Consider the following 25,129-nt stretch of genomic DNA (forward strand, 5'->3'; position numbering starts at 1 on the left):
ATCCACAGGGGTTTCCCGATCCGGCCGTGCACGGGACCGTCGAGCCATGACGAAGAACCAGAAACCACGCGACCCGTCCGGTAGCGAGCCCCGCAAGGCGGCGGCCCGCAAGCCTTCCATCAACCACGCGGTGCTCCCCGCCGGGCCGGCCGGCCTGGCGGCCACCGAACCACAGATCACCCTGCGCAGTCCCGCCGAGCTGGCGGACGCGCTGCCCTACCTGCTCGGCTTCCACCCGACCGACTCCCTCGTCATGGTCGCCCTGCACGGCGAGGGCGGCCGCTTCGGAGGCCGATTGAGGGTGGGCATCCCCGCCGACCCGGGGGAGTGGGAGGACACCGCCCGTCAGGTCGCCGACTGCCTGGTGCACGGCAGCGAGCGGCGCGGAGCGAAGCCCGACAGCATCGTGCTCTTCCTGTGCCAGGACCCGCGGGGCGAGGAGAGCGGGCAGCGCGTCATGACCCGGCTGCGCCCGCTCGCCCAGCGCATCCGCATCGCCTGCGGGGCACTGGACGTGCCCGTGCTGGAGGCCCTGTGCGTCTCCGCCGGCCGGTACTGGTCCTACTGCTGCCCCGACGCGCGGTGCTGCCCGGGCGAGGGCACCTCCCTGACCGCGCCGGGCACCTCCGTCATGGCGGCGGCCGCGACCTATGCCGGACTCCGGGTACGGGGTTCGCTCCAGGAGATCGAGGGCCGCCTGGCACCGCTGCGCGGGTCCTTCGCCGACGAGCAGGAGAAGGCCCTGGACCTGGCCGCCACCGCCCTCGTGCCGAAGATCCTGGACGGAGCCACCCGGGAGGAGGTGGGGGCGGACACCCTGGAGCTGGCGCGGACGCTGATGCGGCGGCTCGCCCTCGCCCCGCCCGCCGACGGCGGCCCCTGCGCCGAGGACTGGGACGACGCGCTCCTCGGGCACGGCGAGGCGGCCTCCCTCATCCTCGGCCTCCAGGACCGTGAGATCAGGGACATCGCCGCGGAGTGGATGGAGGACGAGGAGGCGGCCCCCGCGCTGCGTCTGTGGCGCGCCCTCGCCCGCCGCTGCGTCGGCGCCTACCGCGAGCACGCGGCCGCCCCGCTGACGCTGGCCGGCTGGGTCTCGTGGTCCACCGGGGACGAGCCGACCGCCCGCATCGCACTCGGGTTGGCGCTGCGCGCCGATGCCGACTACCGCTTCGCCCAACTGCTCCACCACGCCTGCAACGAAGGCATCGACCCGGAAGGGCTGCGGGAGTGCCTGCGCGCCGAACGGGGACGGCGAGAGCCCCGCCGCAAGCGGGCCGCCGCCGTCACGCGGCCGCCCGGCCGGCCCCGGGCCGGCCGCCGGGCCCCGCGCAGCAGGGCGGGGAGCGAGCAGTGAACCGCCACCGTGCCCCGCGGCGGCGCGGAGCCCTGCACGGGGCGGCCCGCGCAGCGCCCTACGCGGTGGCGGCGCGGCGCGCGGCGCACCGCTGGATCGGTGCGGTGAGCGCCGCGCTGCGCCCCCGAAGAGGCGTCACACGGGCGCAGCCGCCCCCGTGGCCCGTGTCCCGGGCGGGGGTGAGGGCGTTCAGCTGTGGGGTGGCGGGGCCCTGGTCGCGCCGCCGCCCTGCGAAAACGACCGGAGCGCAGACAAGGCGACGCATGTCCCACCCCGTTCCCCCCGCCCGACGGCCCGAGTTGCCGCCCGTGCACGGCGCCCTCATCTGCGTCGCCGCGCCCTGTCTCGTCATCTCGCCCGAGCACGGACAGTTGACCGGCCACGGGATCGACGGGATCTACCGTTCGGGCCGCCGGCTGCTGTCCCGCTGCGTGCTGCGCATCGGCGGCCGTGACCCGGTCGCCGTGCAGGGCCGCAGCCTCGGGGCGGACCGGGCCTCCTTCACCGCGACCGTCCGCATCGGGGCCGAGCCCGGACCGGACCCGGACATCGGGGTGGAGCGGATCCGCCACGCCGACGGCACGGAGCGGATCACCCTGCGCAGCTACACCGCGCGCCGAGTGCGGTTGCCCGTGGAGATCTCGCTCGCCACGGATCTGGCGGAGCTGGCCGCGATCGCCGCCGGGCGGGGCGGGCCCGAGCTGCCCGCCGCGGTGCACGCCGGGGGCCTGCGCTGGAGTGCCGGCCCGGCCCAGGCGGTGACCACGGCGGAGCCCGCCCCCGACGACGCGCTCGCCGCGACCGGCATGCTGCGCTGGCAGCTGGAACTGGCCCCCGGAGAGTCGCGCACCATCGAACTGCGCACGTCCCAGGACCGCGGCGGGAGAGCTCCGGCCGGACAGGTCGCCAACCCCCTCGCCCCGGCCCGCGCCGAGTGCGACGACCCCCGCGTCGACCTCTGGTTGCGCACCGGTCTCGACGACCTGGGCGCCCTGCTGCTCAGGGATTCCGAGGACCCCTCGGACGCCTACGCGGCGGCCGGTGTTCCCTGGCGGTGCGGGCTCGCGCCGGCCGAGTCGCTCTGGGCGGCCCGGATGGCGCTGCCGCTCGGCACGGGGCTCGCCGCCTCGACCCTGCGCGTCCTGGCCCGGACGCAGGAGAGCGGGAAGGGACCCGGAGCCGGGAAGATCCCCGGACCGCTGCGGGGCGCGGGCCCGCAGCTGCCGCCCGGCTGCACCGGTACGGAGGCCACCTTGGCCTTCCCCGTCGTGCTGGCCGAGGCGCGGCGATGGGGGCTGCCGGAGCCCGAGGTGGAGCGGCTGCTGCCGACCGCGGAGCGGTGTCTGGGCTGGCTGCGCGGGGCGTTGTCCGAGGACGGGTTCCTCGCGGACCCCGACCCGGGTCCGCGCCGCTGCGAGACGCAGGCCCATGCCCATCGGGCCGCCCTGCTCGGCGCGGACCTGCTGGAGGGGTGCGGTCGGCCCGGCGCCGAGGAGTGGCGCGAGTGGGCCGCCGCCCTGCGGATCCGGTTCGCGGACGCCTTCTGGCTCGACGGTCCGGACGGCGGGCGGCCCGCGGCCGCCCTGCATCCCGACGGGCGCCCCCTGCCCCGGCTGACCGGAGCCGCGGCGCACCTGCTGGACACCGGTCTCCTCGGTGGGGGCCGGCTGGCCCCCGGCTTGCTGGACCGGATCCGGAGCGAGCAGGTGGCCCGGCTGCTGGGGGCGCCCCCCATGGACTCCGGTTGGGGGCTGCGCAGCATGGCGGTGCGGGAGCCGGGGCACAACCCGTTCGGTCACCACTCGGGCGCCGTGCGGGCGTACGAGAGCGCCGTCGCGGTGGCTGGTCTGGCGGGCGCCGGCTTCGAGAAGGAGGCGGCAGGGCTGCTGCGGGGCCTGCTCGACGCGGCCGAGTGCTTCGGGTACCGGCTGCCCGAGATGTACGCGGCCGAGCAGCGCACGGCGGGCAGCGCCCCGCTGCCGCACCCGGCCGCCTGCCGCCCGGCCGCGGTGGCGGCGGCCGCCGCGATCCATGTACTGACCGCCCTGGCCGGCATCCGCCCCGACGCCCCGGCGGGCACCGTGGCGCTGGCGCCGCTGCCGGGCGCTCCGCTGGGGGAGCTGCGGCTCTCCGGGCTCCGGGTCGCGGGGGAACCGTTCGCGGTCCGGGTCAGTCGGTTGGGCCTGGGAATGGTGGAGGAGGCCTCCGATGCGCTCCAGCTCGGCGTCTGAGCCGCCTCCTTCGCGCCGGCCCGTCACGGAGAAGTGGGGTCCGGGATCACCAAAGCGGTGTTTATCGTCAGGCAGACGACTATGATCGCGGCATGTCGCCCTACGACCCGTCGGCCTTCCCGCCCTTTGCCGTCACCGTCGACCTGGTCGTGCTCACCGTGCGCCGCCACGCGCTCTGCGCGCTGGTCGTACGACGGGGTGAGCAGCCGTTCCAGGGCCGATGGGCGTTGCCCGGCGGATTCGTCCGCGGGGACGAGGACCTGGCGACCGCGGCGGCCAGGGAACTCTCCGAGGAGACCGGACTCTGCGCCCAGGAGTCGGCCGCGAACGGCGACGGGGTCCACGGCGCGCATCTGGAACAGCTCGCCACCTACGGCGACCCCCGGCGGGACCCGCGCATGCGGGTGGTCAGCGTGGCGCATCTGGTGCTGGCACCCGACTTGCCCGCGCCCCGGGCCGGAGGCGATGCCAACAGCGCGCGCTGGGCGCCCGTGGACGAGCTGCTCGCCGCCGCCGAGGAGGTGCCCGCGGGGCTCGCCTTCGACCACACGCGGATCCTGGCCGACGGCGTGGAGCGGGCCCGGTCGAAGATCGAGTACTCCTCGCTGGCCACGGCGTTCTGCCCGCCCGAGTTCACCGTCGGCGAGCTGCGCCGGGTGTACGAGGCGGTCTGGGGCGTGGCCCTGGACCCGCGAAACTTCCACCGCAAGGTCACCGGCACCCCCGGGTTCCTGGTCCCCGCCGGAGGGACGACGACCCGTCAGGGCGGCCGCCCCGCGCAGTTGTTCAGGGCGGGCGGGGCCACCCTGCTCAACCCGCCGATGCTGCGCCCGGAAGTCTGACGGCCCGGCAGTAGCCGGCCCGGCTTCGCGGCAAATCGGACATATCGCGTTATCTTGCTTGTGGTATTCACACTGCCCCACAGTGGTCTCACCCTGCGAGGGAAGCGATGCTCCAGGCCATCGGACTCACCAGTGCACCCCGTCGAGACCTCCCGCCCCTGGTCGACGACCTCACCTTCGAGGCCCGCCCCGGGCAGGTGACCGCCCTGCTGGGCGCGACCGGTTCCGGCAAGACCACTGCGCTACGACTCATGCTCGAACTCGAACCCGGCCGCGGCGTCACCTACTTCCGCGGCCGCCCCCTGCACCGGATCGCACATCCGGGGCGCGAGGTCGGCGTCCTGCTCGGCGACGTGCCCGGACACCCCGCGCGCACGGTCCGCGGACAGCTGCGGATGCTCTGCGCCGCCGCCGGGGTCTCGCCCTCCCGGGCGGACATCATGCTGGACGTCGTGGGCATCTCGGGTCTGCGCGACCAGCGACTCGGCTCGCTCTCGCTCGGGATGGACCGCCGGGTCGGACTCGCCGCCGCCCTGCTGGCCGATCCGTGCACCCTGCTCCTCGACCGGCCCGCCGCGGGACTCTCGCCGCGCGAGCGGAACTGGCTGCACGGGCTGCTGCGCGGGCACGCCGCCCTCGGCGGGGCCGTGCTGTTCACCACGGACGACGCCAAGGAAGCCGCGCGCAGCGCCGACCGGGTGGTCAGCATCGAAGCGGGCCGCCTGGTGGCCGACCAGGAGGCCGCCGACTTCGCCCGGACCCGGCTGCGCCCCAGGGTGGCCGTCCGGACCCCGCACGCGGCCCGCCTGGCCGACGTGTTGGGCCGGGAGGCCCGGGCGGCCCGGCGGACGGTGGAGATCGTCGAGGAGAGCGGCAGCCGCCTCTCGGTCTACGGGAGCAACTGCGCCGAGGTCGGCGAGGCCGCCTTCCGGCACGGCGTGCTCGTCCACCAGCTGGCCGACGAGACCGGCGACAGCGGATCCCCGGTACCCCGCGCGCGCACCGCCGCCTCCCCGGACGCCGGCCCGGACGCCCGCGCGGGGTCGACGGACGGACCGGCGGGTGCCCCCGCCGCCCAGCGGCGCCGCTCCGGCGCCACCCGGCCCCCCTCACCCGTTCGGCGCGTGGGCGGGCCCCTGCGGCCGCTGCGCTACGAGCTGCGCCGGGTCTTCGGCACCGCCACCCCGCTCCTGACGGCGGCCCTCGTGGCGGTCACCTCCGTGGTCACCGCCCTGCTGCTCGCCCGGATCGGCGGAACTCCGCAGAACCGGCTGCTCGCCGCCTGGCCCGCGCTGCTGCCGCTGCCCCCGGCCGCCCTCGGCGCCGGACTGCTCGGCGCCCTGGCCTTCGGTGAGGAGTACCGCTACCCCGCGCTCGCCGCCGACCGCGGCACCGTGCCCCGCAGGCTGGGCCTGCTCGTCGCCAAGCTCGGTGTCTGCGGGGTGCTCGCCCTGCTCCTGGGCGCCCTCGCGGTCATCGTCGACGGGGCCGCCCTCGCTCTGGTCTTCGACCGGGGTCCGCTGCGGCCCCCCGCGCAGTGGGTCGCCCCGGCGGCGGCGTGGGCCGGGCTGCTCGTCGGCTGCGCCTGGGCCGGCGTGCTCGCCTCCGCCGTGTTCCGCTCCGCGCTGGCGGGCCTGGGCGCGGTGGTCTCCGTACCGGTGCTCGTCGTACCGCTGGTGCGCAAGGCGCTCGACGGGCCGTCCGCCTACCCGGCGTCCGGCCTCGCGGGTCGGCTGCGCGGTCTGTCCTGGGCGCAGTGGCCCCCGGAGGCCGACCGGCTCGTGCTCGGCGCGCTGCGGATCATGGCCCAACCCGTGGGCACCGCCTTGGTGTTGTCGCTGGTGGTCCTGTTGTGCGCCTATGGGTTCACCGGACTGCGCGGCAGGGTCCGTTGGTGACCGGTGTGGGGCGAGGTGGCGACGTCGGGAGACCGCCTGAGTCCGCTTCACTCGAACCGGATCGCAACTCCCCGTAAAAGGCCCGGTTCTTTACGATAAGTCGTCAATTGCGTAGGTGGCACCGATCACCCTTTCGTGTGCTTTTCACCAAAGACCTCAAGGGTCGCCGGGACACGGCCGACAAAGGATTCGTGAGTACCCTTGCGCACACCATGATGACCGCCGCCCGCCACGCCGACACCGGCCTCGCCGGCCCGGGCGAACTCGACCGTTACCCCTTTGCCGAGGCCTCCGGCACCGACCGCGTGGGCGTACCCCATTGGGACGGAGCCGACGTCGAGTTGAGCCGGGCGGGCCGTCGTACGGCGGGCAGCCGCGGCCGCGGGCTGCATGGCCAACTCGTCCAACAGCTCGGCCAGATGATCGTCTCCGGTGACCTCGGAGCGGACCGCCCGCTGGTACCCGAGGAGATCGGCCAGCGTTTCGAGGTCTCCCGCACGGTCGTTCGCGAATCGCTGCGGGTCCTGGAGGCCAAGGGCCTCGTCAGCGCCCGCCCCAACGTCGGCACCCGGGTCCGCCCCGTCGCCGACTGGAACCTGCTCGACCCCGACATCATCGAGTGGCGTGCCTACGGTCCGCAGCGCGACGACCAGCGCCGCGAGCTGAACGAGATGCGCTGGACCATCGAGCCCCTCGCCGCCCGTCTCGCGGCCGGACACGGCCGCCCGGACGTCCAGCAGCGGCTCGCGGACATGGTCGAGATCATGGGCCACGCCCTCGGTCAGGGTGACGGGATCACCTTCGCCCGCGCCGACAACGAATTCCACGCGCTGCTCATCCAGGTCGCGGGGAACCGGATGCTGGAACACCTCTCGGGCATCGTCTCCTCCGCCCTCCAGGTGTCCGGCAATCCGATCACCGCCTGCGACCGGCCGAGCGAGACCGGCGTCGCGCACCACGCGCGGATGGTGGAGGCGCTCGCTGCGGGTGACGCCACGGGCGCGGAGGCGGCCATGCGCCAGCTCCTGACGGTCCATCCGGAAGTCGAGCGGGTGGTCCCCGCGCCGCGCGAGCACTGAGGCGCCGGTCGGGCGGACAGCGGCGAGCGCGGGGTGGACGCAGGTCGCCGGGCCCGGTCGGGTCCGGCGACACCGGTGTCCGGGACGGCCGCGAACTCGGTCGTCCGCGACCGGATGACCGGCGGAACCGGTTACCCGTGACCGAACGACCGGCATGGGAACACGCGGGATGTGACTCGGGCCACGAAGATTGGGCGTAACGCTCTGCGAGGTCACGCGATGACCTAAGAGGTGATGGCCGACGGAAGGAACACAGCAGCCGTTCCCGGTGCTGTGCAGCTCCCCAGGCTGTTCCTTGCGCCGCCGGCCGGTCCCCCGTCGGTGGTCGTCGGCTCCGGTTCAGGACCAGGCCGGGGTCGGAAGCCGTTCCCACCGTTCCGAGAGGTTGTTCGTGTCGGCCAGCACATCCCGTACGCTCCCGCCGGAGATCGCCGAGTCGGATTCCGTGATGGCGCTCATCGAGCGGGGCAAGGCCGAGGGGCAGATCGCCGGCGATGACGTGCGTCGGGCCTTCGAGGCTGACCAGATTCCGCCAACCCAGTGGAAGAATGTTCTGCGCAGCCTCAACCAGATTCTCGAGGAAGAGGGTGTGACGCTGATGGTCAGTGCCGCGGAGTCGCCCAAGCGCCCTCGGAAGAGCGTTCCGGCGAAGAGCCCCGCCAAGCGGACGGCCACGAAGACGGTCACGGCGGCGCAGGCGGCGGTCGCCCCCGTCGCCGGCACGGCCCCCGCGGCCGGGGCGGGCGACCTGGAGGAGCCGCAGGCGCTCGCGGAGGGAACCGGGCCCGAGACCGGGTCCGAGGCCGAGGCCGGGGTCGAGCCCCCCGCCCCCGTCAAGAAGGCCGCGGCGAAGAAGACCGCCGCCAAGAAGACCGCGGCCAAGAAGACCACCGCGAAGAAGACCGCGGCCAAGAAGACGGCGGCCAAGAAGGACGGCGACGACGCGGGCGAGGACGAGGCCGCCGAGGGCGCTCCCGGCGCGGCCAAGGGCGAGGAAGGCGAAGAGGAGGAGGGCGGCGAGAACAAGGGTTTCGTGCTCTCCGACGACGAGGACGACGCCCCCGCCCAGCAGGTCGCGGTCGCGGGAGCCACCGCCGACCCGGTCAAGGACTACCTCAAGCAGATCGGCAAGGTCCCCCTCCTCAACGCCGAGCAGGAGGTGGAGCTGGCCAAGCGGATCGAGGCGGGCCTCTTCGGCGAGGACAAGCTGGCGAACTCGGACAAGCTCGCCCCCAAGCTCAAGCGCGAGCTGGAGATCATCGCCGAGGACGGGCGTCGGGCCAAGAACCACCTGCTGGAGGCCAACCTCCGCCTCGTGGTCTCGCTGGCCAAGCGCTACACCGGCCGCGGCATGCTCTTCCTGGACCTGATCCAGGAGGGCAACCTGGGTCTGATCCGCGCGGTGGAGAAGTTCGACTACACCAAGGGCTACAAGTTCTCCACCTACGCCACGTGGTGGATCCGCCAGGCGATCACCCGCGCCATGGCCGACCAGGCCCGCACCATCCGCATCCCGGTGCACATGGTCGAAGTGATCAACAAGCTCGCCCGCGTGCAGCGCCAGATGCTCCAGGACCTGGGCCGCGAGCCCACCCCGGAGGAGCTGGCCAAGGAACTCGACATGACCCCCGAGAAGGTCATCGAGGTCCAGAAGTACGGCCGCGAGCCGATCTCCCTGCACACCCCGCTCGGCGAGGACGGCGACAGCGAGTTCGGTGACCTCATCGAGGACTCCGAGGCGGTCGTCCCGGCCGACGCGGTCTCCTTCACGCTCCTGCAGGAACAGCTGCACTCGGTGCTCGACACACTGAGCGAGCGCGAGGCGGGCGTGGTGTCGATGCGCTTCGGCCTCACCGACGGTCAGCCGAAGACCCTCGACGAGATCGGCAAGGTGTACGGCGTCACGCGCGAGCGGATCCGTCAGATCGAGTCCAAGACGATGTCGAAGCTCCGCCACCCGTCGCGCTCGCAGGTGCTGCGCGACTACCTGGACTAGTCCTACCAGCGGGTACGGGGTCGTACCGGTGGCCGCGCGCGGGTGCGCGCGGCCACCGGTCATTCCACTCTGGGTGCAGTCATGTCCACACAGAGTCAGGAGGCCCTATGCGTCGTCCCTTTGCCCGAGCCATGGCAGGTGCGCTGACCCTCGTGGCGGGCGCGGGCGTGGCCCCGCTGGCCCAGGCGCCCCGTGCCCTCGCGGACGGAGTGGTGATCGGCGGGCAGCCCGCGAAGGTGGCGGACAGTCCCTGGGTGGTGGCCCTGGCCAGCCGTGACCGGTTCGGGCGTACGCGGGCCGGACAGTTCTGCGGGGGCGTGGTCGTCGGCCCGACCAAGGTGCTCACCGCGGCGCACTGCCTGGGCGAGAACGTGCTGGGCGGCCCCGTGCAGTCGGTGTCCGACTTCGTGGTGATCGCCGGCCGGACCGAGCTGAACGCGGGCGACGGCCGGGAGATCGCGGTCAGCGGCGCCCGGGTGAACCCCGCCTACGACCCCTTCACCAATGCCGGGGACATCGCCGTACTGGAGCTGCGCGAGGCCGTGCCCGCCGGGTACGTCCTGCCGATGGCCGCCGGCGGGCATCCGGGCTACGCCCCCGGTGCGGACGCGACCGTATACGGCTGGGGGGACACGAGCGGCTTCGGTGACTACGCGTACGCACTGCAGGCCGCCCGGGTGAAGGTGCTGGCGGACGAGGACTGCGCCCGCGCCTACCCCGGCGACGCGGACGGTCAGTACCAGGCGACCACGATGGTCTGCGCGGGGGCCAGGGAAGGCGGCAGGGATGCCTGTCAGGGGGACAGCGGGGGGCCTCTGGTGGCCCAGGGCAAGCTCATCGGGCTGGTGTCCTGGGGGCGCGGCTGCGGGCGCGCTGACAGCCCCGGGGTGTACACGCGGATCGCCCCGCTGATCGGCTTCGTCGGCGAGGCGGGGCGGCGGGGCTGAGACGGCCCGCCCGCGGGCGGGCCGGGACATGAGGACGGGCGGTCCCCCTGGGTCTCAGGGGTACCGCCCGTTGACCGGCATGCGCCGGTCCTGGCTCGTCGGGATGCGAGGTATAGGCCTGTGTCAGCGGTCCTCGGGGTCGGCCACCGTGGCCGGAGCGGTCGTAAGCCGCTCAGTCTCATCCTGTATTTCCGCGGCGATCTTCTTGAGTTCCGGCTCGAACTTACGCCCGTGGTGGGCGCAGAAGAGCAGTTCACCGCCGCTCAGCAGGACGACGCGCAGGTATGCCTGGGCGCCGCAACGGTCGCATCGATCAGCGGCCGTCAGCGGGGTCGCGGGTGTCAGAACAGTAGTCACGTCGCCTCTTCTCTAGCTCGACGAGCTGTCGTACCAGGGTCAACATCCAACCAGGCCGAAAACGTTCCCGCTCGCGGCTTTTCCTCGAAACTTCCTTCCGAAGCTGGCCGGCTGTTGCCGGTTGGCGGCGAAGGAGCCGTATTGCATTGCTTTACGGTTTCGCGTTGTCTGTCGTTGCTTCTTGCAGGTTCAGCCCTCTCCGGCGAAGGCCGGTTGTTCATGAGGACGTGCCCGAACCCTAAATGGTTCATGCCTGGAAGGGAACGTGATGTTTGCTTCACTCCAACGAGCGATCGAACATCCGTGCGGGCCTGTACTAGGCTGAAGGATCACGAGGGTGGCGTTACATAGGCTCTACCAGGCCTCGATACCCTCTGACCGACACCCGAGCCACCCCTGCGCCCGACCGGGCCAGAAAAGAAATTCAGCGAGGAGCGAACTGCGTGACCGCCGACACGTCCGTGCCTTCCAGCGCGCTGCTGTCCGGAGCAGACCGGGACGGTTCCAACTACACCGCGCGGCACCTGCTCGTCCTCGAGGGCCTCGAGGCCGTCCGCAAGCGCCCCGGCATGTATATCGGGTCCACGGACAGCCGTGGCCTCATGCACTGCCTGTGGGAGATCATCGACAATTCCGTCGATGAGGCCCTGGGCGGCTACTGCGACCACATCGAGGTGATCCTCCACGAGGACGCCTCCGTCGAGGTCCGCGACAACGGCCGTGGCATCCCGGTCGACGTCGAGCCGAAGACGGGCCTGTCCGGCGTCGAGGTCGTGATGACCAAGCTGCACGCCGGTGGAAAGTTCGGCGGGGGCTCGTACGCGGCCTCCGGCGGCCTGCACGGCGTCGGCGCCTCCGTGGTGAACGCGCTCTCCGCCCGCCTCGACGTCGAGGTCGACCGCAACGGCTCCACGCACGCGATCAGCTTCCGCCGCGGCGTGCCGGGGATGTTCACCGAGCAGGGTCCCGACAGCCCCTTCGACCCGGCCAACGGCCTGCGCAAGGGCAAGCGCGTCACCAAGGGCCGCACCGGCACCCGCATCCGCTACTGGGCGGACCGGCAGATCTTCCTCAAGGACGCCAAGCTCACCCTGGACACGCTGTACCAGCGCGCCCGCCAGACCGCCTTCCTCGTCCCCGGCCTGACCATCGTCGTCCGTGACGAGCGGGCGCTGGAGGGGGCCGGCAAGACGGAGGAGACCTTCCGCTTCGACGGGGGCATCAGCGAGTTCTGCGACTACCTCGCCCAGGACAAGGCCGCCTGCGACGTCCTGCGACTGACCGGCTCGGGCACCTTCAAGGAGACCGTGCCGGTCCTGGACGACCGCGGCCACATGACCCCCACCGAGGTCACCCGCGAGCTGGGCGTCGACATCGCCCTGCGCTGGGGCACCGGCTACGAGACCAACATCAAGTCCTTCGTCAACATCATCGCCACGCCCAAGGGCGGCACCCACATCTCCGGCTTCGAGCGCTCGGTCACCAAGACGGTGAACGAGGTGCTGCGCTCGGCGAAGCTGCTGCGCGTGGCCGAGGACGACGTGGTCAAGGACGACGCGATGGAGGGCATGACGGCCGTCGTGACCGTCCGGCTCGCCGAACCCCAGTTCGAAGGTCAGACCAAGGAGGTCCTCGGGACCTCGGCCGCCACCCGGATCGTCGCCGCGGTGGTCGCCAAGGAGCTCAAGGCGTTCCTGACCTCGACCAAGCGTGACGACAAGCAGCAGGCGCGCTCCGTGATGGAGAAGATCGTCGCGGCGGCGCGGACCCGGATCGCGGCCCGCCAGCACAAGGAGGCGCAGCGCCGCAAGACCGCGCTGGAGTCCTCCTCGCTGCCCGCGAAGCTCGCCGACTGCCGCAGTGACGACGTGGAGCGCAGCGAGCTGTTCATCGTCGAGGGGGACTCCGCCCTCGGTACCGCGAAGCTGGCGCGCAACTCCGAGTTCCAGGCCCTCCTGCCGATCCGCGGCAAGATCCTCAACGTCCAGAAGTCGTCGGTCTCGGACATGCTCAAGAACGCCGAGTGCGGCGCGATTATCCAGGTCATAGGGGCGGGGTCGGGCCGCACCTTCGACATCGACGCCGCCCGCTACGGAAAGATCGTCCTGCTCGTCGACGCCGATGTGGACGGCGCCCACATCCGCTGCCTGCTGCTGACCCTCTTCCAGCGCTACATGCGTCCGATGGTCGAGGCGGGCCGGGTCTTCGCGGCCGTACCGCCGCTGCACCGGATCGAGCTGGTCCAGCCCAAGAAGGGCCAGGACAAGTACGTCTACACCTACTCCGACAACGAGCTGCGCCAGACGCTGCTGGAGTACCAGCGCAAGAACATCCGCTACAAGGACGCCATCCAGCGCTACAAGGGCCTCGGCGAGATGGATGCCGACCAGCTGGCGGAGACCACGATGGACCCCCGCTTCCGCACGCTGCGCCGGATCAACATCGGCGACCTGGACTCGGCGGAGCAGGTCTTCGACCTGCTCATGGGCAATGAGGTGGCGCCCCGCAAGGAGTTCATCACCAGCTCGGCGGCGACCTTGGACCGCTCGCGCATCGACGCCTGATCCGCGGTCGGGCCGCCCCGCGGCCCGACCGGGCTCCCGCCACCGCTTCTCCTCGCTCCCTCGTCCGTCCATCACCTGATGGAGTGAAGAGGACCCGGAGACCGGTGGCGAACCCTTCCTTCCGCACATCCTGGGCGGTACGCGGCCACTGAGGCCGCGGACAAGGAGAGCCCGGTGGACAAGCAAGAAGGGCCCGATGCCGGAACGATAATCCGGTACGACGACCCCTGGTACGAGGCCCTCGCCGCGGGGTGGGGCGAGGGCGAGGGCGAGACGGGGGAGGCCGGAGCACAGGCGTCCGGCCCGCGCTCGGCCACCGCATCCGACGACGACGGCCGGCGCGACCCCCGCGCCGCCGACATCTACCTGGAGGTGCAGCGCAGCGCTGCCTTCCAGGAGGTCCGCAGCCGCTACCGGAGGTTCGTCGTCCCGGCCACCCTCGGCTTCCTCCTCTGGTACCTCGCCTACATCGTCGCGGCGACCGCCGCGCCGGGGCTGATGGCCCGACCCGTCGTGGGCGCCGTCAACGTCGCCCTGCTCGCCGGGCTCGGCCAGTTCCTCAGCACCTTCGTGCTGACCTGGGCGTACACGCGCCACGCGCGGCTGCGCCGGGACCGCGCGGCCCTCGACCTGCGCTGGACCGTCTTCGAACAGGAGCGGGGCCAGGAACGTACCCGGGGGGCCCACCGGTGAGCACCGAACACCAGACGCTGGCCCTCATCCTGTGCAGCCTCTTCATCGCGGTCACCTTGGGCATCACCACCTGGGTCAGCCGCAACCGGCACGGCTCCGCGGAGGAGTTCTACGCGGGAGGGCGACTTTTCTCCCCCCTGGAGAACGGTTTCGCCATCGCCGGCGACTACATGTCCGCCGCGTCCTTCCTGGGCATTTCCGGCCTGATCGCCCTCTTCGGCTACGACGGCCTGCTCTACTCCGTCGGCTTCCTCGTGGCCTGGCTGGTGGTCCTGTTCCTGGTCGCCGAGCTGGTGCGCAACTGCGGCCGGTTCACCCTCGCCGACGTGGTCGCGGCCCGGATGAGCGAGCGGCCCGTCCGCATCGCCGCGGGCGTCTCCTCCGTCACCGTCTCGGTGCTCTACCTGGTCGCGCAGATGGTCGGCGCGGGCAGCCTGATCGGGCTGCTGCTCGGCAGTTCGAGCACCGGCGCCCGGACCCTGACCGTGATCGGCGTGGGCGCGCTGATGGTGATCTACGTGTCCTTCGGCGGCATGCGCGCCACCACCTGGATCCAGATCGTCAAGGCGGTGCTGCTGATGGGCGGGGCCGTCGCACTCACGGTGCTCGTCCTGCTCCGCTTCCACGGCGACTTCAACCACCTGCTGACCAGCGCCGCCGCACGCAGCGGCCACGGCAAGGAGTTCCTGAACCCCGGACTGAAGTACGGCGGTGACTGGACCGCCCGCTTCGACTTCATCAGCCTCGGCCTGGCGCTGGTCCTCGGCACCGCCGGGCTGCCGCACATCCTGTCGCGCTTCTACACGGTGCCGACCGCGCGGGCGGCCCGCCGCTCGGTGGTGTGGGCGATCGCGCTCATCGGGGGCTTCTACCTGATGACGATCGTCTTGGGGTTCGGTGCGGCCGCGCTGTTGGGCCCGGACCAGGTGCGGGCCTCCAACGCCTCGGGGAACACGGCCGTTCCGCTGCTCGCGGCCCAGCTCGGCGGAGGGGCCGACTCCACCGGGGGCGCGGTGCTGTTCGCGATCGTCGCCGCCATCGCGTTCGCGACGATCCTCGCCGTGGTCGCCGGGATCACGCTGGCCTCCTCGGCCTCCGTCGCGCACGACCTGTACGCCTCGCTCAAGCGGCGCCACGCGCGTCAGCGCAGCGAAGTGACCGTGGCCAGGGCGGCGGCGGTGGGCATCGGGGCGGTGGCGATCGCCCTCGGGCTGCTCGCCCAGGACCTGAACGTGGCCTTCCTCGTGGGGCTTGCCTTCGCGGTCGCGGCTTCCGCGAACCTGCCGGTGCTGCTGTACTCGCTGTTCTGGCGGGACTTCACCACGCGGGGCGCCGTCTGGTCGGTGTACGGGGGGCTCGTCCCGGCCGTGCTGCTGGTGGTGCTCTCGCCGGTGGTCTCCGGCAGCCCCGACGCGCTGTTCCCGCACGTGAACTTCCAGTACTTCCCGCTGCAGAACCCGGGGATCGTCTCGATCCCGCTCGGCTTCCTGGCGGGCTGGTTGGGCACGGTCACCTCGGCCGAGGCTCCCGACGCGGCCCGCCACGCCGAGACCGAGGTCCGCTCGCTGACCGGCGCCGGAGCGGTGTGACGGCCGGGGGTGTCCGGTGGATCCGGACTCCCCTCAGGGGTGCGCGGTCGGCACCCAGGTGTAGCGGTGCTCCGGGCGGCCGGTCTCCCCGTACCGCAGCGAGAGCCGGACGCGGTCGCTGCGTTCGAGGAGCTTGAGGTAGCGCTGCGCGGTCTGGCGGCTGATGCCCGCCAGGTCGGCGATCTGCTGGGTCGACAGGGGGCCGTCGGCGCTCCGCAGGACCTGGCGGACCAGGTCGGCGGTGGTGGGGGAGTGGCCCTTGGGGAGCTCGTTGGGCGTGGCGGCCCCGGCCAGGGCGCCGAAGATGCGGTCCACCTCGGCCTGCTCGGCCTCGCCGCCCCCGCCCAACGCGCGGCGCAGGGCCCCGTACGCCTCCAGCTTGGCGCGCAGCCCGGCGAAGGTGAACGGTTTCACCAGGTACTGGAGGGCGCCGAGGCGCATCGCGGCCTGGACCGTGACGAGGTCGCGGGCGGCCGTCACCATGATCACGTCGGTCTGGTGGCCGAGCCGGCGCAGCGATCCGACCAGGTCGAGCCCGCTGCCGTCGGGCATGTAGTGGTCCAGGAGGAGCAGGTCCACCGGCTCGTCCGCCGGGCGGGCGGTGATGAACTCCAGCGCCTCGGCGGCCGAGTGGGCCCGCCCCGCGACCGCGAAGCCGGGCACCTTGGCCACGTAGGCCGCGTTGATCCGGGCCACCCGGGGGTCGTCGTCCACGACCAGGACCTGGAGCGGGGGGCCGCTCACCGCAGGGCCTCCGGCAGTTCGACGCGGAACTCGGCCCCGCCGTCGGGTGCCCCAACGACCCGCGCACTGCCGCCCTGGCGCTGCGCGAGCCGGCGTACGAGCGCGAGCCCGAGCCCGCGCTCGCGGTGCCCGCTGGGCAGCTTGGTGGACCAGCCTTCGGTGAAGATCTCCTCGCGCCGGTCGGCGGGCACCCCGGGGCCGCTGTCGCGCACCCGCAGCACGGCGGTGCGGCCCCGGGCGCACAGTTCCACCTCGACCCGGGGATCGGCCGAGCCGACCGCCGCGTCCAGGGCGTTGTCGACGAGGTTGCCGACGATGGTGACGAGGCCGCCCGGGTCGACGAGCCGGTCGGGCAGGAGGGTGGCGGGGGCGAGGCGCAGCGCGACGCCGCGTTCGGCGGCGACGGTGGCCTTGCCCACCAGCAGTGCGGCGAGCAGGGGATCGTGGACCTTCTCGGTGACCTGCTCGGCGGTGCTGCGGTGCACGCCCACGACCTCGGTGAGGAACTCAGCGGCCTCCTCGTGCAGGCCCAGTTCGAGCAGGCCGAGGAGGGTGTGCAGCCGGTTGGCGTGTTCGTGGTCCTGGGCGCGCAGCGCATCGATCAGGCCACGGGTGGAGTCCAGCTCGCGGCCCAGGTGCTCCACCTCGGTGCGGTCGCGCAGGGTGGCGACGGCGCCGCCGTCCTCGGTGGGCATGCGGTTGGCGAGCAGGACGCGGGAGCCCTGCACGGTGAGCAGGTCGCGCCCGGTGACCCGGCCCGCCAGGACGTCGGTGGTCCGGCCCGGGCCGAGCAGCTCCTCCAGGGGGCGCCCGGCCGCGTCCGGGGCGCCGGGGGCGAGGCCGAGCAGCCGTGCGGCCTCGTCGTTGACCAGGCGGACGCGGCCCGCTCGGTCGAGGGCGACGACGCCCTCGCGGATGGAGTGCAGCATCGCCTCGCGCTCGGCGAGCAGCCCGGCGATATCGGAGAAGGCCAGGTCACGGGTCTGCCGCTGGATCCGGCGGGAGAGCACGAAGGCGGCGAGGGCGCCCACCGCCAGCGCGCCGCCGGCGTAGGCGAGCAAGCCGGGGATGGCGCCGACCAGCCGGTCGCGGACGTTGTCGTAGGCGATGCCGACGGAGACGGCGCCGACGATCTCGCCGTCGGTCGCGAGCAGCGGGACCTTGCCGCGGGCGGATCGGCCGAGGGTGCCCTCGTCGATCTCCATGACCTCGCGGCCGGCCAGCGCGTCGGTGGGGTCGGTCGAGACGGGCAGCCCGATCAGTTCGGGGCTGGGGTGGGAACGGCGGATGCCCCGGAGGTCCACGACGACGACGTACTCGGCTCCGGTGGCGCGGCGGATGCGCTCGGCGATGGCTTGGACCCGACCGTCCGGGGTGGGCGGGCCGGACAGCAGGGCCGTGGGCAGGTCGGGGTCGGCGGCGGTGCTCTGCGCGATGGCCAGGGCGCGCCGCATGGCCTGGTCGTCGAGCTGGGAGCCGAGCGGGGCCAGGAAGAGGCCGGTGGCCAGAACGGCGACCCCGGCGGCTATCGCCAGCTGGGTCAGCAGGATCTGGGAGACCGCCCGTCGGGGGCGGCCGAAGCGCCGGGCGCTCGTCGCGCCCGTGGCGCTCGTGAGGTGGGACCGCATGAGTACGAACCGTAGGGCGGCTTCCGCTTTTTAGGAATTTCCATAGGGCACGCAAATTCCTTGCGCTGCTTGCGTGCGGCTTGCGCAAGTGTTTCAGCAGGGAAAGTGTGGTCATGGCGGTAGACGACTGACCAAGGCTCTGCAATTCTCGCACCGCAGTACGCAAATTCCTATGTCACCTGGTTCAGAAAACTCATGTCGAGGGACGAGGACGTATGAGAAGGCACAGCTGGAGATGGCGGGCCCTGGCCGCCCTGATCAGCACGGCCCTGCTGATGCTGGGATGGCCGGCACTGACCGCCACGGCCGCGGGCGGTCCGAACATCGCCGCGGGCAGGCCCGCATCCGCGAGCAGTACCAACGGCTCCTTCACGGCCGCCGCCATCACGGACGGCAACCAGTCCACGTACTGGGAGAGCGCCGGCAGCACCTTCCCGCAATGGGTGCAGACCGACCTCGGCGCCACCACGCGCGTCGACCAAGTGGTGCTGAAGCTCCCCGCGGGGTGGGAGAACCGCAACCAGACCCTGTCCGTCCAGGGCAGCGCCGACGGCACCGGCTTCAACACGCTGGTCGGCTCGGCCACCTACACCTTCGGCCAGGGCAGCGGCAACACGGTGACCATCGGCTTCCCGGCCGCCCAGACCCGGTTCGTCCGGATCGAGATCACCGCCAACACGGGCTGGCCGGCCGCCCAGCTCGCCGAGCTGGAGGTCCGGGCCCCCGGCGAGTCCTCGGACAACCTGGCCCTGGGCAAGACCCTGACCGCGAGCAGCACCACGCAGTCCTACGTCGCCTCCAACGCCAACGACGGCAACCGCGCCAGCTACTGGGAGAGCGTCAACAACGCGATGCCGCAGTGGCTCCAGGCCGACCTCGGTGCCTCGCTGCGCGTGGACCGGGTGGTGCTGCGGCTGCCCGAGAACTGGGGACCCCGCACCCAGACCCTGAAGATCCAGGGCAGCGCCAACGGCACCGACTTCACCGACCTGACCGCCTCCAAGGCCTACGACTTCACCACGGCGGGCGGCAACACGGTGACCGTCACCTTCGACGCCGCCACCACCCGCCACCTCCGGGTCCTCATCTCGCTGAACAGCGTGCAGCCGGGCGGTCAGCTCTCCGAACTGGAGATCTACGGGCCCCCATCCGGGGACACCCAGGCACCGAGCGCCCCCACCGCACTGGCCTACACCGAGCCCGCCACCGGCCAGGTCAAACTCACCTGGCAGGCCTCCACCGACAACGTCGGCGTCACCGGCTACGACGTCTACGCCAACAACCAGCTGCGCACCAGCGTGGCCGGCAACGTCACCACCTACACCGACACCCAACCCACCAGCGCGAGCGTGACCTACTTCGTCCGCGCCAAGGACGCCGCCGGGAACCAGTCCCCGAACAGCAACAGCGTGACCCGCGCCGGTGACACCGGGGACACGCAGGCACCGACCGCCCCGGGCTCCCTGGCCTTCACCGAGCCCGCCGCCGGCCAGGTCAAGCTCACCTGGCAGGCCTCCAGCGACAACATCGGCGTCACCGGCTACGAGGTGTACGCGAACAACGTGCTGCGCACGACCGTCGCGGGCAACGTCACCACCTACACCGACACCCAACCCACCAGCGCGAGCGTGACCTACTTCGTCCGCGCCAAGGACGCGGCGGGCAACCGGTCGGCCGACAGCAACTCCGTCACCCGCAACGGCACCGGGGGCGGCGGCTCCAACCTCGCCGTCGGCAAGGAGATCGCCGGCTCCTCCGTGACCAACGCCTTCGTCGCCGAGAACGCCAACGACAACGACGCCGCGACATACTGGGAGGGCGCGGGCGGCGCCTACCCGAGCACCCTGACGGTCAAGCTCGGAGCCAATGCGGACCTGGACCGGCTCGTCCTCAAGCTCAACCCCGCCAGCAGCTGGGGCGCCCGCACCCAGCGCATCGAGGTGCTCGGCCGCGAACAGGGCGCCTCCGGCGCCACCAGCCTGATCGCCGCCAAGGACTACGTCTTCGACCCGGCCTCCGGCAACACCGTCACCCTCGCGCTGAGCGCCCGCGTGGCGGACGTACAGCTGCGCTTCACCGCCAACAGCGGGGCCGGGAACGGCCAGATCGCCGAGTTCCAGGTCATCGGCGTCCCCGCGCCCAACCCCGATCTGGTGATCACCGCGCTGAGCGCCGCCCCGGCCGCACCGGTCGAGTCGGACCCGGTGACCCTCTCCGCCACGGTCAAGAACAGCGGCCCGGCCGCGGCGGCCGCCACCGCGGTGACCTTCCAGCTGGGCGGCTCGAAGGCGGCCACCGCCAACGTCCCGGCCCTGGCCGCGGGCGCGCAGGCGAACGTCACCGCCTCCATCGGGCCGCGCGACGCCGGCAGTTACCCGCTGAGCGCGATCGTCGACGAGGCGAACACGGTCATCGAGCAGAACGACACGAACAACACCTTCACCGCCCCGCCGCTGGTGATCCGGCCGGTGGACAGCTCCGACCTGGTGGCCGCGGCCGTCAACTGGAGCCCGAGCGCGCCGGCCGTCGGCCAGAACGTCGACTTCTCGGTCACGGTGAAGAACCAGGGCACCGTGGCGGCGGCCGCCGGGTCGCACGGCATCACGCTCACCCTGCAGGACGCGAACGGCGCCACCGTCCGCACCCTGACCGGTTCCTTCGGCGGAGCCCTCGCGCCCGGCGCCTCCTCGGCCCCGGTCGCCCTCGGCGGCTGGACGGCGGCCAACGGCAAGTACACCGTGAAGGTCGTGCTCGCCGACGACGCCAACGAACTGCCGGTCAAGCGCGCCAACAACACCAGCGCCAAGGCCTTCTTCGTCGGCCGCGGGGCGAACATGCCCTTCGACATGTACGAGGCGGAGGACGCAGTGGTCGGCGGCGGGGCGGGCGTGGTCGGCCCGAACCGCACCATCGGCGACATCGCGGGCGAGGCCTCCGGCCGCAAGGCGGTCAACCTCGACGCGACGGGCGAGTACGTCGAATTCACCACCCGGGCCGCCACCAACACGCTGGTCACCCGCTTCTCCATCCCGGACGCCCCGGGCGGCGGCGGCATCGACGCCACCCTCGACGTCTACGTCAACGGGACCCTGAAGAAGGCCCTCCCGCTGACCTCGAAGTACGCCTGGCTGTACGGCGCCGAGGCCTCTCCGGGGAACTCGCCCGGCGCCGGCGCTCCGCGGCACATCTACGACGAGGCCAACGTCCTGCTGGGCGAGACCGTTCCGGCGGGCAGCAAGATCCGCCTGCAGAAGGACACGGCCAACACCTCCACCTACGCCATCGACTTCGTCAGCCTGGAGCAGGCCACGGCGATACCCAACCCGGACCCGGCGGCGTACGCGGTGCCCACCGGATTCGGCCACCAGGACGTGCAGAACGCCCTGGACAAGGTCCGCATGGACACCACCGGCAAGCTCGTCGGCGTCTACCTGCCGCCGGGCGACTACGACACGGCCAGCAAGTTCCAGGTGTACGGCAAGGCCGTGCAGGTGGTCGGCGCGGGTCCGTGGTTCACCCGCTTCCACGCGCCCACCACGCAGGACAACACGGACATCGGCTGGCGGGCGGAGGGCACGGCCAAGGGATCCTCCTTCTCCGGCTTCGCCTACTTCGGCAACTACACCTCACGGATCGACGGCCCGGGCAAGGTCTTCGACTTCTCCAACGTCACCGACATCACCATCGACAACGTCTGGAACGAGCACACGGTGTGCCTCTACTGGGGCGCCAACACCGACCGGATCACGATCAAGAACTCCCGGATCCGGGACACCTACGCCGACGGCATCAACATGACCAACGGCAGCACGGACAACCTCGTCTCCAACAACGAGGCGCGCTCCACGGGCGACGACAGCTTCGCGCTCTTCTCCGCGATCGACGCGGGCGGCGCGGACATGAAGAACAACGTCTACGAGAACCTGACCACGCTCCTGACCTGGCGCGCGGCCGGAGTCGCGGTCTACGGCGGCTTCAACAACACCTTCCGCAACATCCTCATCGCCGACACCCTGGTCTACTCGGGCATCACGGTCAGCTCGCTGGACTTCGGGTATCCGATGAACGGATTCGGCACCGACCCGACGACCTTCGAGAACATCTCGATCCTGCGCTCGGGCGGCCATTTCTGGGGAGCGCAGACCTTCCCGGGAATCTGGATCTTCTCCGCCTCGAAGGTGTTCCAGGGGATCCGGATCAACAACGTCGACATCGTCGATCCGACCTACAGCGGCATCATGTTCCAGACCCAGTACATCGGAGGACAACCGGTCAATCCCATCAAGGACACGATCCTGCGGGACATCACCATCACGGGTGCCAAGAAGAGCGGCGACGCCTACGATGCCAAATCGGGCTTCGGGCTCTGGGCCAACGAGATGCCGGAAGCCGGCCAGGGTCCCGCGGTCGGTGAAGTCGAGATCCACAACCTGAAGACGAGCGACAACGCCGTGGACGTGCGGAACACGACCTCGACGTTGAAGATCAACCAATTGCCGTAAACGGCCCCGCCAAGAGGGCCGAAGACTAGCGCAAGCGACTTGCGTCGCTTGCGCTAGTCTTGCGCTCATGACGCGACGACTTGCTCAGGTAGCGAAGAAGGTGGGAGTCAGCGAAGCCACGGTCAGCCGGGTGCTCAACGGCAAGCCGGGCGTCTCGGACGCGACCCGCCAGTCCGTGCTCACTGCCCTCGACGTCCTCGGCTACGAGCGGCCCACCCAGCTGCGCGGCGAGCGCGCCCGGCTGGTGGGCCTGGTCCTGCCGGAACTCCAGAACCCCATCTTCCCGGCCTTCGCCGAGGTGATCGGCGGAGCCCTGGCCCAGCAGGGGCTGACCCCCGTGCTCTGCACCCAGACCACGGGCGGGGTCTCCGAGGCGGACTACGTCGAGCTGCTGCTCCAGCAGCAGGTCTCCGGCGTGGTCTTCGCCGGCGGGCTCTTCGCCCAGGCCGACGCCCCGCACGAGCACTACCGGCTGCTGTCCGACCGCAAGGTCCCGGTGGTGCTCATCAACGCCTCCATCGAGGACCTCGGCTTCCCCTGCGTCGCCTGCGACGACGCCGTCGCGGTCGAACAGGCCTGGCGCCACCTGGCCTCCCTGGGGCACGAGCGGATCGGCCTGGTGCTGGGGCCGCCCGACCACATGCCCTCCTTGCGCAAGCTCGTCGCGGCCCAGGCCGTCGCCGCGGCGGCGCACACCGAGCTGCCCGCGGCCCACGTCGAGCGGGCGCTGTTCTCCCTGGAGGGCGGTCACGCGGCCGCCTCCCGACTGCTGGACCGGGGCGTCACCGGCATCATCTGCGCGAGCGATCCGCTGGCCCTGGGGGCCGTACGGGCCGCCCGCCGGCGGGGTCTGGACGTACCCCGGCAGGTCTCCGTGGTCGGCTACGACGACTCGGCCTTCATGAACTGCACCGAACCCCCGCTGACCACGGTCCGCCAGCCCATCGAGGCCATGGGTCGGGCCGCCGTTGAGCTGCTGACGGCGCAGATCCAGGGCGCCGCCGTCCAGCCCGGCGAGCTGCTCTTCGAGCCGGAGCTGGTGGTGCGCGGCTCGACCGCGCAGGCCCCCCGCGACTAGACCCCGCCCCCGCGCTCGACCGAAAGGGGCCCCCGTACGTCCATGAGACGTACGGGGGCCCCTTTTTTGCGTCTCGCGACGCACTCGATCAAGTCTGTCCTGTCAATGTATTACGAAATCTGCGCGAGATCTTGCGTTCATCTGTGGCTGGTGGTTGAGTGTGCCGCGCTCGCCCCCACGCACTCCTGCTCGATGCTCGAAGGGGTCCATCGATGAGAAGCAACACCCGCCGCACCGTCGCGGCAGCCCTCGTCTCCGCGCTCGCCGTCACCGCCCTCGCGGCCTGCGGTACGAGCAGCAGCGGCGACGGCAAGCCGGACAAGGCGGCGCCCGGCGCCCCCGCCGACGCCTCCGCGCCACTCGACCCGAACACGAAGGTCACCCTCACCATCGACTGCATGCCGCCCGCGGCGAAGGCGGCCGAGCTGAAGGAGTGGAAGGAGGACGTCGAGGCGTTCAAGAAGATCTACCCGAACGTCACGATCGACGGCCGTTCCACCCCCGGCCAGTGCCTGGAGCCCCCGCGGTTCACCGCGATGCTCAAGGCCAAGTCCCAGCCGGACGTGTTCTACACGTACTTCACGGACCTCAAGCAGGTGCTCGACAACAGCGGGGCCGAGGACATCTCGGCGTACGTCACGCCGAAGTCGGTCCCCGCCCTCGACACCATCGACAAGAACGTCATGAACGTCCTGAAGCAGGACGGCAAGCTCTACGGCCTGCCGACCAGCAACTACACCATGGGCCTGCTGGTCAACCGCAAGCTCTTCACGCAGGCCGGGCTCAACCCCGACACCCCGCCGCGCACGTGGGACGAGGTCCGCGCGGCCGCCAAGAAGATCGCGGCCCTGGGCAACGGCACCGCCGGCTTCGGCGAGTACAGCGTGGAGAACACCGGCGGCTGGCACTACACCGCGACCCTGTACGGCATGGGCGGCGACGTGGTCGGGGCCGACGGCAAGGCCGCCTTCAACAACCCCACCGGGCGCCAGATCGTCGAGAACCTCAAGGCGATGCGCTGGGAGGACGACAGCATGGGCAAGACCCAGCTGCTCAAGTGGGGTGACCTGCAGAAGCAGATGGCCTCGGACAAGCTCGGCATGTTCCTCGCCGCTCCGGACGACATCACGTACATGGTCCAGCAGCTCGGCGCGAAGTACGACAACTTCGGGATGGGCCCGCTGCCCAGCGGCGCGTCCACCCTCTTCGGCGGCAACAGCTACATGATCAAGAAGGGCAGCTCGCCCGACAAGATCAAGGCGGCCGTCGCCTGGCTGAACTTCAAGACCCTCACGGTCGGCAAGGGCCAGTTCGACTTCGCCCGCAGCAAGGCCGACGGCCTCCCGGTCGGCCTGCCGCAGCCCGCCTTCTTCGTCGGCGCCTCCAAGGAGCAGAGCGACGCGCTGAAGGCCGCGAGCGCCACGATGCCGGTCGCCAACTTCAAGTCCTTCTTGGACAATCCGGTGCCGCCCAAGGCCGAGCCGGCCAAGGCCCAAGAGGTCTACAAGGTGCTCGACAAGGTGATGTCGGGAGTCCTCACCAACAAGGACGCCGACCCCGCACAGCTGCTCGGCGACGCCGAGAAGGCGGTCAACCAGGTGCTGGCCAACCAGTAGGGCCCCGG

16 protein-coding genes are annotated in these 25,129 nt (G+C 71.7%); 13 read left to right on the forward strand and 3 right to left on the reverse strand.

The window, feature by feature from the left end; genetic code table 11:
• Positions 1-46 precede the first annotated feature (46 nt).
• The 7 genes from ACZ4UB_RS22615 to ACZ4UB_RS22645 all read left to right on the forward strand — a co-directional run bounded on the left by ACZ4UB_RS22615 (position 47) and on the right by ACZ4UB_RS22645 (position 10,350).
• Positions 47-1,357: a DUF4192 domain-containing protein gene (locus ACZ4UB_RS22615; RefSeq protein ID WP_468072577.1), complete on the forward strand. Its 1,311-nt coding sequence runs from the start codon at positions 47-49 to the stop codon at positions 1,355-1,357.
• A gap of 263 nt (positions 1,358-1,620) precedes the next feature.
• On the forward strand, positions 1,621-3,588 hold the full coding sequence (locus ACZ4UB_RS22620; protein WP_468072579.1) for an amylo-alpha-1,6-glucosidase: 1,968 nt from the start codon (positions 1,621-1,623) through the stop codon (positions 3,586-3,588).
• Positions 3,589-3,680: 92 nt separating this feature from the next.
• Positions 3,681-4,430 carry an NUDIX hydrolase gene (locus ACZ4UB_RS22625; RefSeq protein ID WP_354381403.1) on the forward strand — a complete coding sequence of 250 codons (750 nt, stop codon included), beginning with the start codon at positions 3,681-3,683 and terminating at the stop codon, positions 4,428-4,430.
• Between the two features lie 107 nt (positions 4,431-4,537).
• The gene (locus tag ACZ4UB_RS22630) at positions 4,538-6,328 is read left to right on the forward strand and encodes an ATP-binding cassette domain-containing protein (protein ID WP_468072581.1); all 1,791 of its coding nucleotides are present in this window, start codon (positions 4,538-4,540) and stop codon (positions 6,326-6,328) included.
• A gap of 137 nt (positions 6,329-6,465) precedes the next feature.
• On the forward strand, positions 6,466-7,407 hold the full coding sequence (locus ACZ4UB_RS22635; RefSeq protein WP_354381405.1) for a FadR/GntR family transcriptional regulator: 942 nt from the start codon (positions 6,466-6,468) through the stop codon (positions 7,405-7,407).
• A 391-nt stretch (positions 7,408-7,798) separates the two neighbouring features.
• Positions 7,799-9,403, forward strand: coding sequence for an RNA polymerase sigma factor (locus tag ACZ4UB_RS22640; RefSeq protein ID WP_468072583.1), 1,605 nt, complete (start codon positions 7,799-7,801; stop codon positions 9,401-9,403).
• A gap of 107 nt (positions 9,404-9,510) precedes the next feature.
• Positions 9,511-10,350 carry a S1 family peptidase gene (locus tag ACZ4UB_RS22645; RefSeq protein ID WP_468072585.1) on the forward strand — a complete coding sequence of 280 codons (840 nt, stop codon included), beginning with the start codon at positions 9,511-9,513 and terminating at the stop codon, positions 10,348-10,350.
• Between the two features lie 123 nt (positions 10,351-10,473).
• Here ACZ4UB_RS22645 and ACZ4UB_RS22650 read toward each other — a convergent pair whose 3' ends face one another.
• Entirely contained in the window at positions 10,474-10,707 is a 234-nt protein-coding gene (locus ACZ4UB_RS22650; protein ID WP_385778219.1) for a DUF7455 domain-containing protein, read from the reverse strand.
• A 443-nt stretch (positions 10,708-11,150) separates the two neighbouring features.
• Between ACZ4UB_RS22650 and ACZ4UB_RS22655 the strand changes: the two genes are divergently transcribed.
• The 3 genes from ACZ4UB_RS22655 to ACZ4UB_RS22665 all read left to right on the forward strand — a co-directional run bounded on the left by ACZ4UB_RS22655 (position 11,151) and on the right by ACZ4UB_RS22665 (position 15,553).
• Positions 11,151-13,271 carry a DNA gyrase/topoisomerase IV subunit B gene (locus tag ACZ4UB_RS22655; RefSeq protein WP_354381408.1) on the forward strand — a complete coding sequence of 707 codons (2,121 nt, stop codon included), beginning with the start codon at positions 11,151-11,153 and terminating at the stop codon, positions 13,269-13,271.
• Positions 13,272-13,445: 174 nt separating this feature from the next.
• A complete protein-coding gene (locus ACZ4UB_RS22660) occupies positions 13,446-13,964 on the forward strand; it encodes a DUF485 domain-containing protein (protein WP_468072588.1) in 519 nt (172 codons plus the stop codon).
• A complete protein-coding gene (locus ACZ4UB_RS22665; protein ID WP_468072590.1) occupies positions 13,961-15,553 on the forward strand; it encodes a solute symporter family protein in 1,593 nt (530 codons plus the stop codon). The genes ACZ4UB_RS22660 and ACZ4UB_RS22665 overlap by 4 nt, the downstream gene beginning before the upstream one ends.
• 33 nt (positions 15,554-15,586) lie before the next feature.
• Here the strand turns inward: ACZ4UB_RS22665 and ACZ4UB_RS22670 are convergent, their stop codons facing one another.
• Together ACZ4UB_RS22670 and ACZ4UB_RS22675 are read right to left on the reverse strand one after the other, a co-directional pair.
• Positions 15,587-16,297, reverse strand: coding sequence for a response regulator (locus ACZ4UB_RS22670; protein WP_468072592.1), 711 nt, complete (start codon positions 16,295-16,297; stop codon positions 15,587-15,589).
• On the reverse strand, positions 16,294-17,925 hold the full coding sequence (locus tag ACZ4UB_RS22675) for an ATP-binding protein (protein WP_468072594.1): 1,632 nt from the start codon (positions 17,923-17,925) through the stop codon (positions 16,294-16,296). Before ACZ4UB_RS22675 ends, ACZ4UB_RS22670 begins: the two co-directional genes overlap by 4 nt.
• Positions 17,926-18,140: 215 nt before the next feature.
• Between ACZ4UB_RS22675 and ACZ4UB_RS22680 the strand changes: the two genes are divergently transcribed.
• The 3 genes from ACZ4UB_RS22680 to ACZ4UB_RS22690 all read left to right on the forward strand — a co-directional run bounded on the left by ACZ4UB_RS22680 (position 18,141) and on the right by ACZ4UB_RS22690 (position 25,121).
• A complete protein-coding gene (locus ACZ4UB_RS22680) occupies positions 18,141-22,427 on the forward strand; it encodes a discoidin domain-containing protein (RefSeq protein WP_468072596.1) in 4,287 nt (1,428 codons plus the stop codon).
• Between the two features lie 67 nt (positions 22,428-22,494).
• A complete protein-coding gene (locus ACZ4UB_RS22685) occupies positions 22,495-23,505 on the forward strand; it encodes a LacI family DNA-binding transcriptional regulator (protein ID WP_385778233.1) in 1,011 nt (336 codons plus the stop codon).
• Positions 23,506-23,717: 212 nt separating this feature from the next.
• A complete protein-coding gene (locus ACZ4UB_RS22690) occupies positions 23,718-25,121 on the forward strand; it encodes an ABC transporter substrate-binding protein (RefSeq protein ID WP_468072598.1) in 1,404 nt (467 codons plus the stop codon).
• Positions 25,122-25,129 lie beyond the last annotated feature (8 nt).

The sequence above is a fragment of the Streptomyces sp. NPDC028419 genome (genome assembly GCF_055565515.1).

Excerpts from the sequence above, each read along its gene's own strand:
- ACZ4UB_RS22620 (WP_468072579.1), top strand. The coding sequence starts at position 1,621 with ATGTCCCACCCCGTTCCCCCCGCCCGACGGCCCGAGTTGCCGCCCGTG.
- ACZ4UB_RS22615 (WP_468072577.1), top strand. The coding sequence starts at position 47 with ATGACGAAGAACCAGAAACCACGCGACCCGTCCGGTAGCGAGCCCCGC.
- ACZ4UB_RS22630 (WP_468072581.1), top strand. The coding sequence starts at position 4,538 with ATGCTCCAGGCCATCGGACTCACCAGTGCACCCCGTCGAGACCTCCCG.
- ACZ4UB_RS22685 (WP_385778233.1), top strand. The coding sequence starts at position 22,495 with ATGACGCGACGACTTGCTCAGGTAGCGAAGAAGGTGGGAGTCAGCGAA.
- ACZ4UB_RS22675 (WP_468072594.1), bottom strand. The coding sequence starts at position 17,925 with ATGCGGTCCCACCTCACGAGCGCCACGGGCGCGACGAGCGCCCGGCGC.
- ACZ4UB_RS22645 (WP_468072585.1), top strand. The coding sequence starts at position 9,511 with ATGCGTCGTCCCTTTGCCCGAGCCATGGCAGGTGCGCTGACCCTCGTG.
- ACZ4UB_RS22625 (WP_354381403.1), top strand. The coding sequence starts at position 3,681 with ATGTCGCCCTACGACCCGTCGGCCTTCCCGCCCTTTGCCGTCACCGTC.
- ACZ4UB_RS22680 (WP_468072596.1), top strand. The coding sequence starts at position 18,141 with ATGAGAAGGCACAGCTGGAGATGGCGGGCCCTGGCCGCCCTGATCAGC.
- ACZ4UB_RS22690 (WP_468072598.1), top strand. The coding sequence starts at position 23,718 with ATGAGAAGCAACACCCGCCGCACCGTCGCGGCAGCCCTCGTCTCCGCG.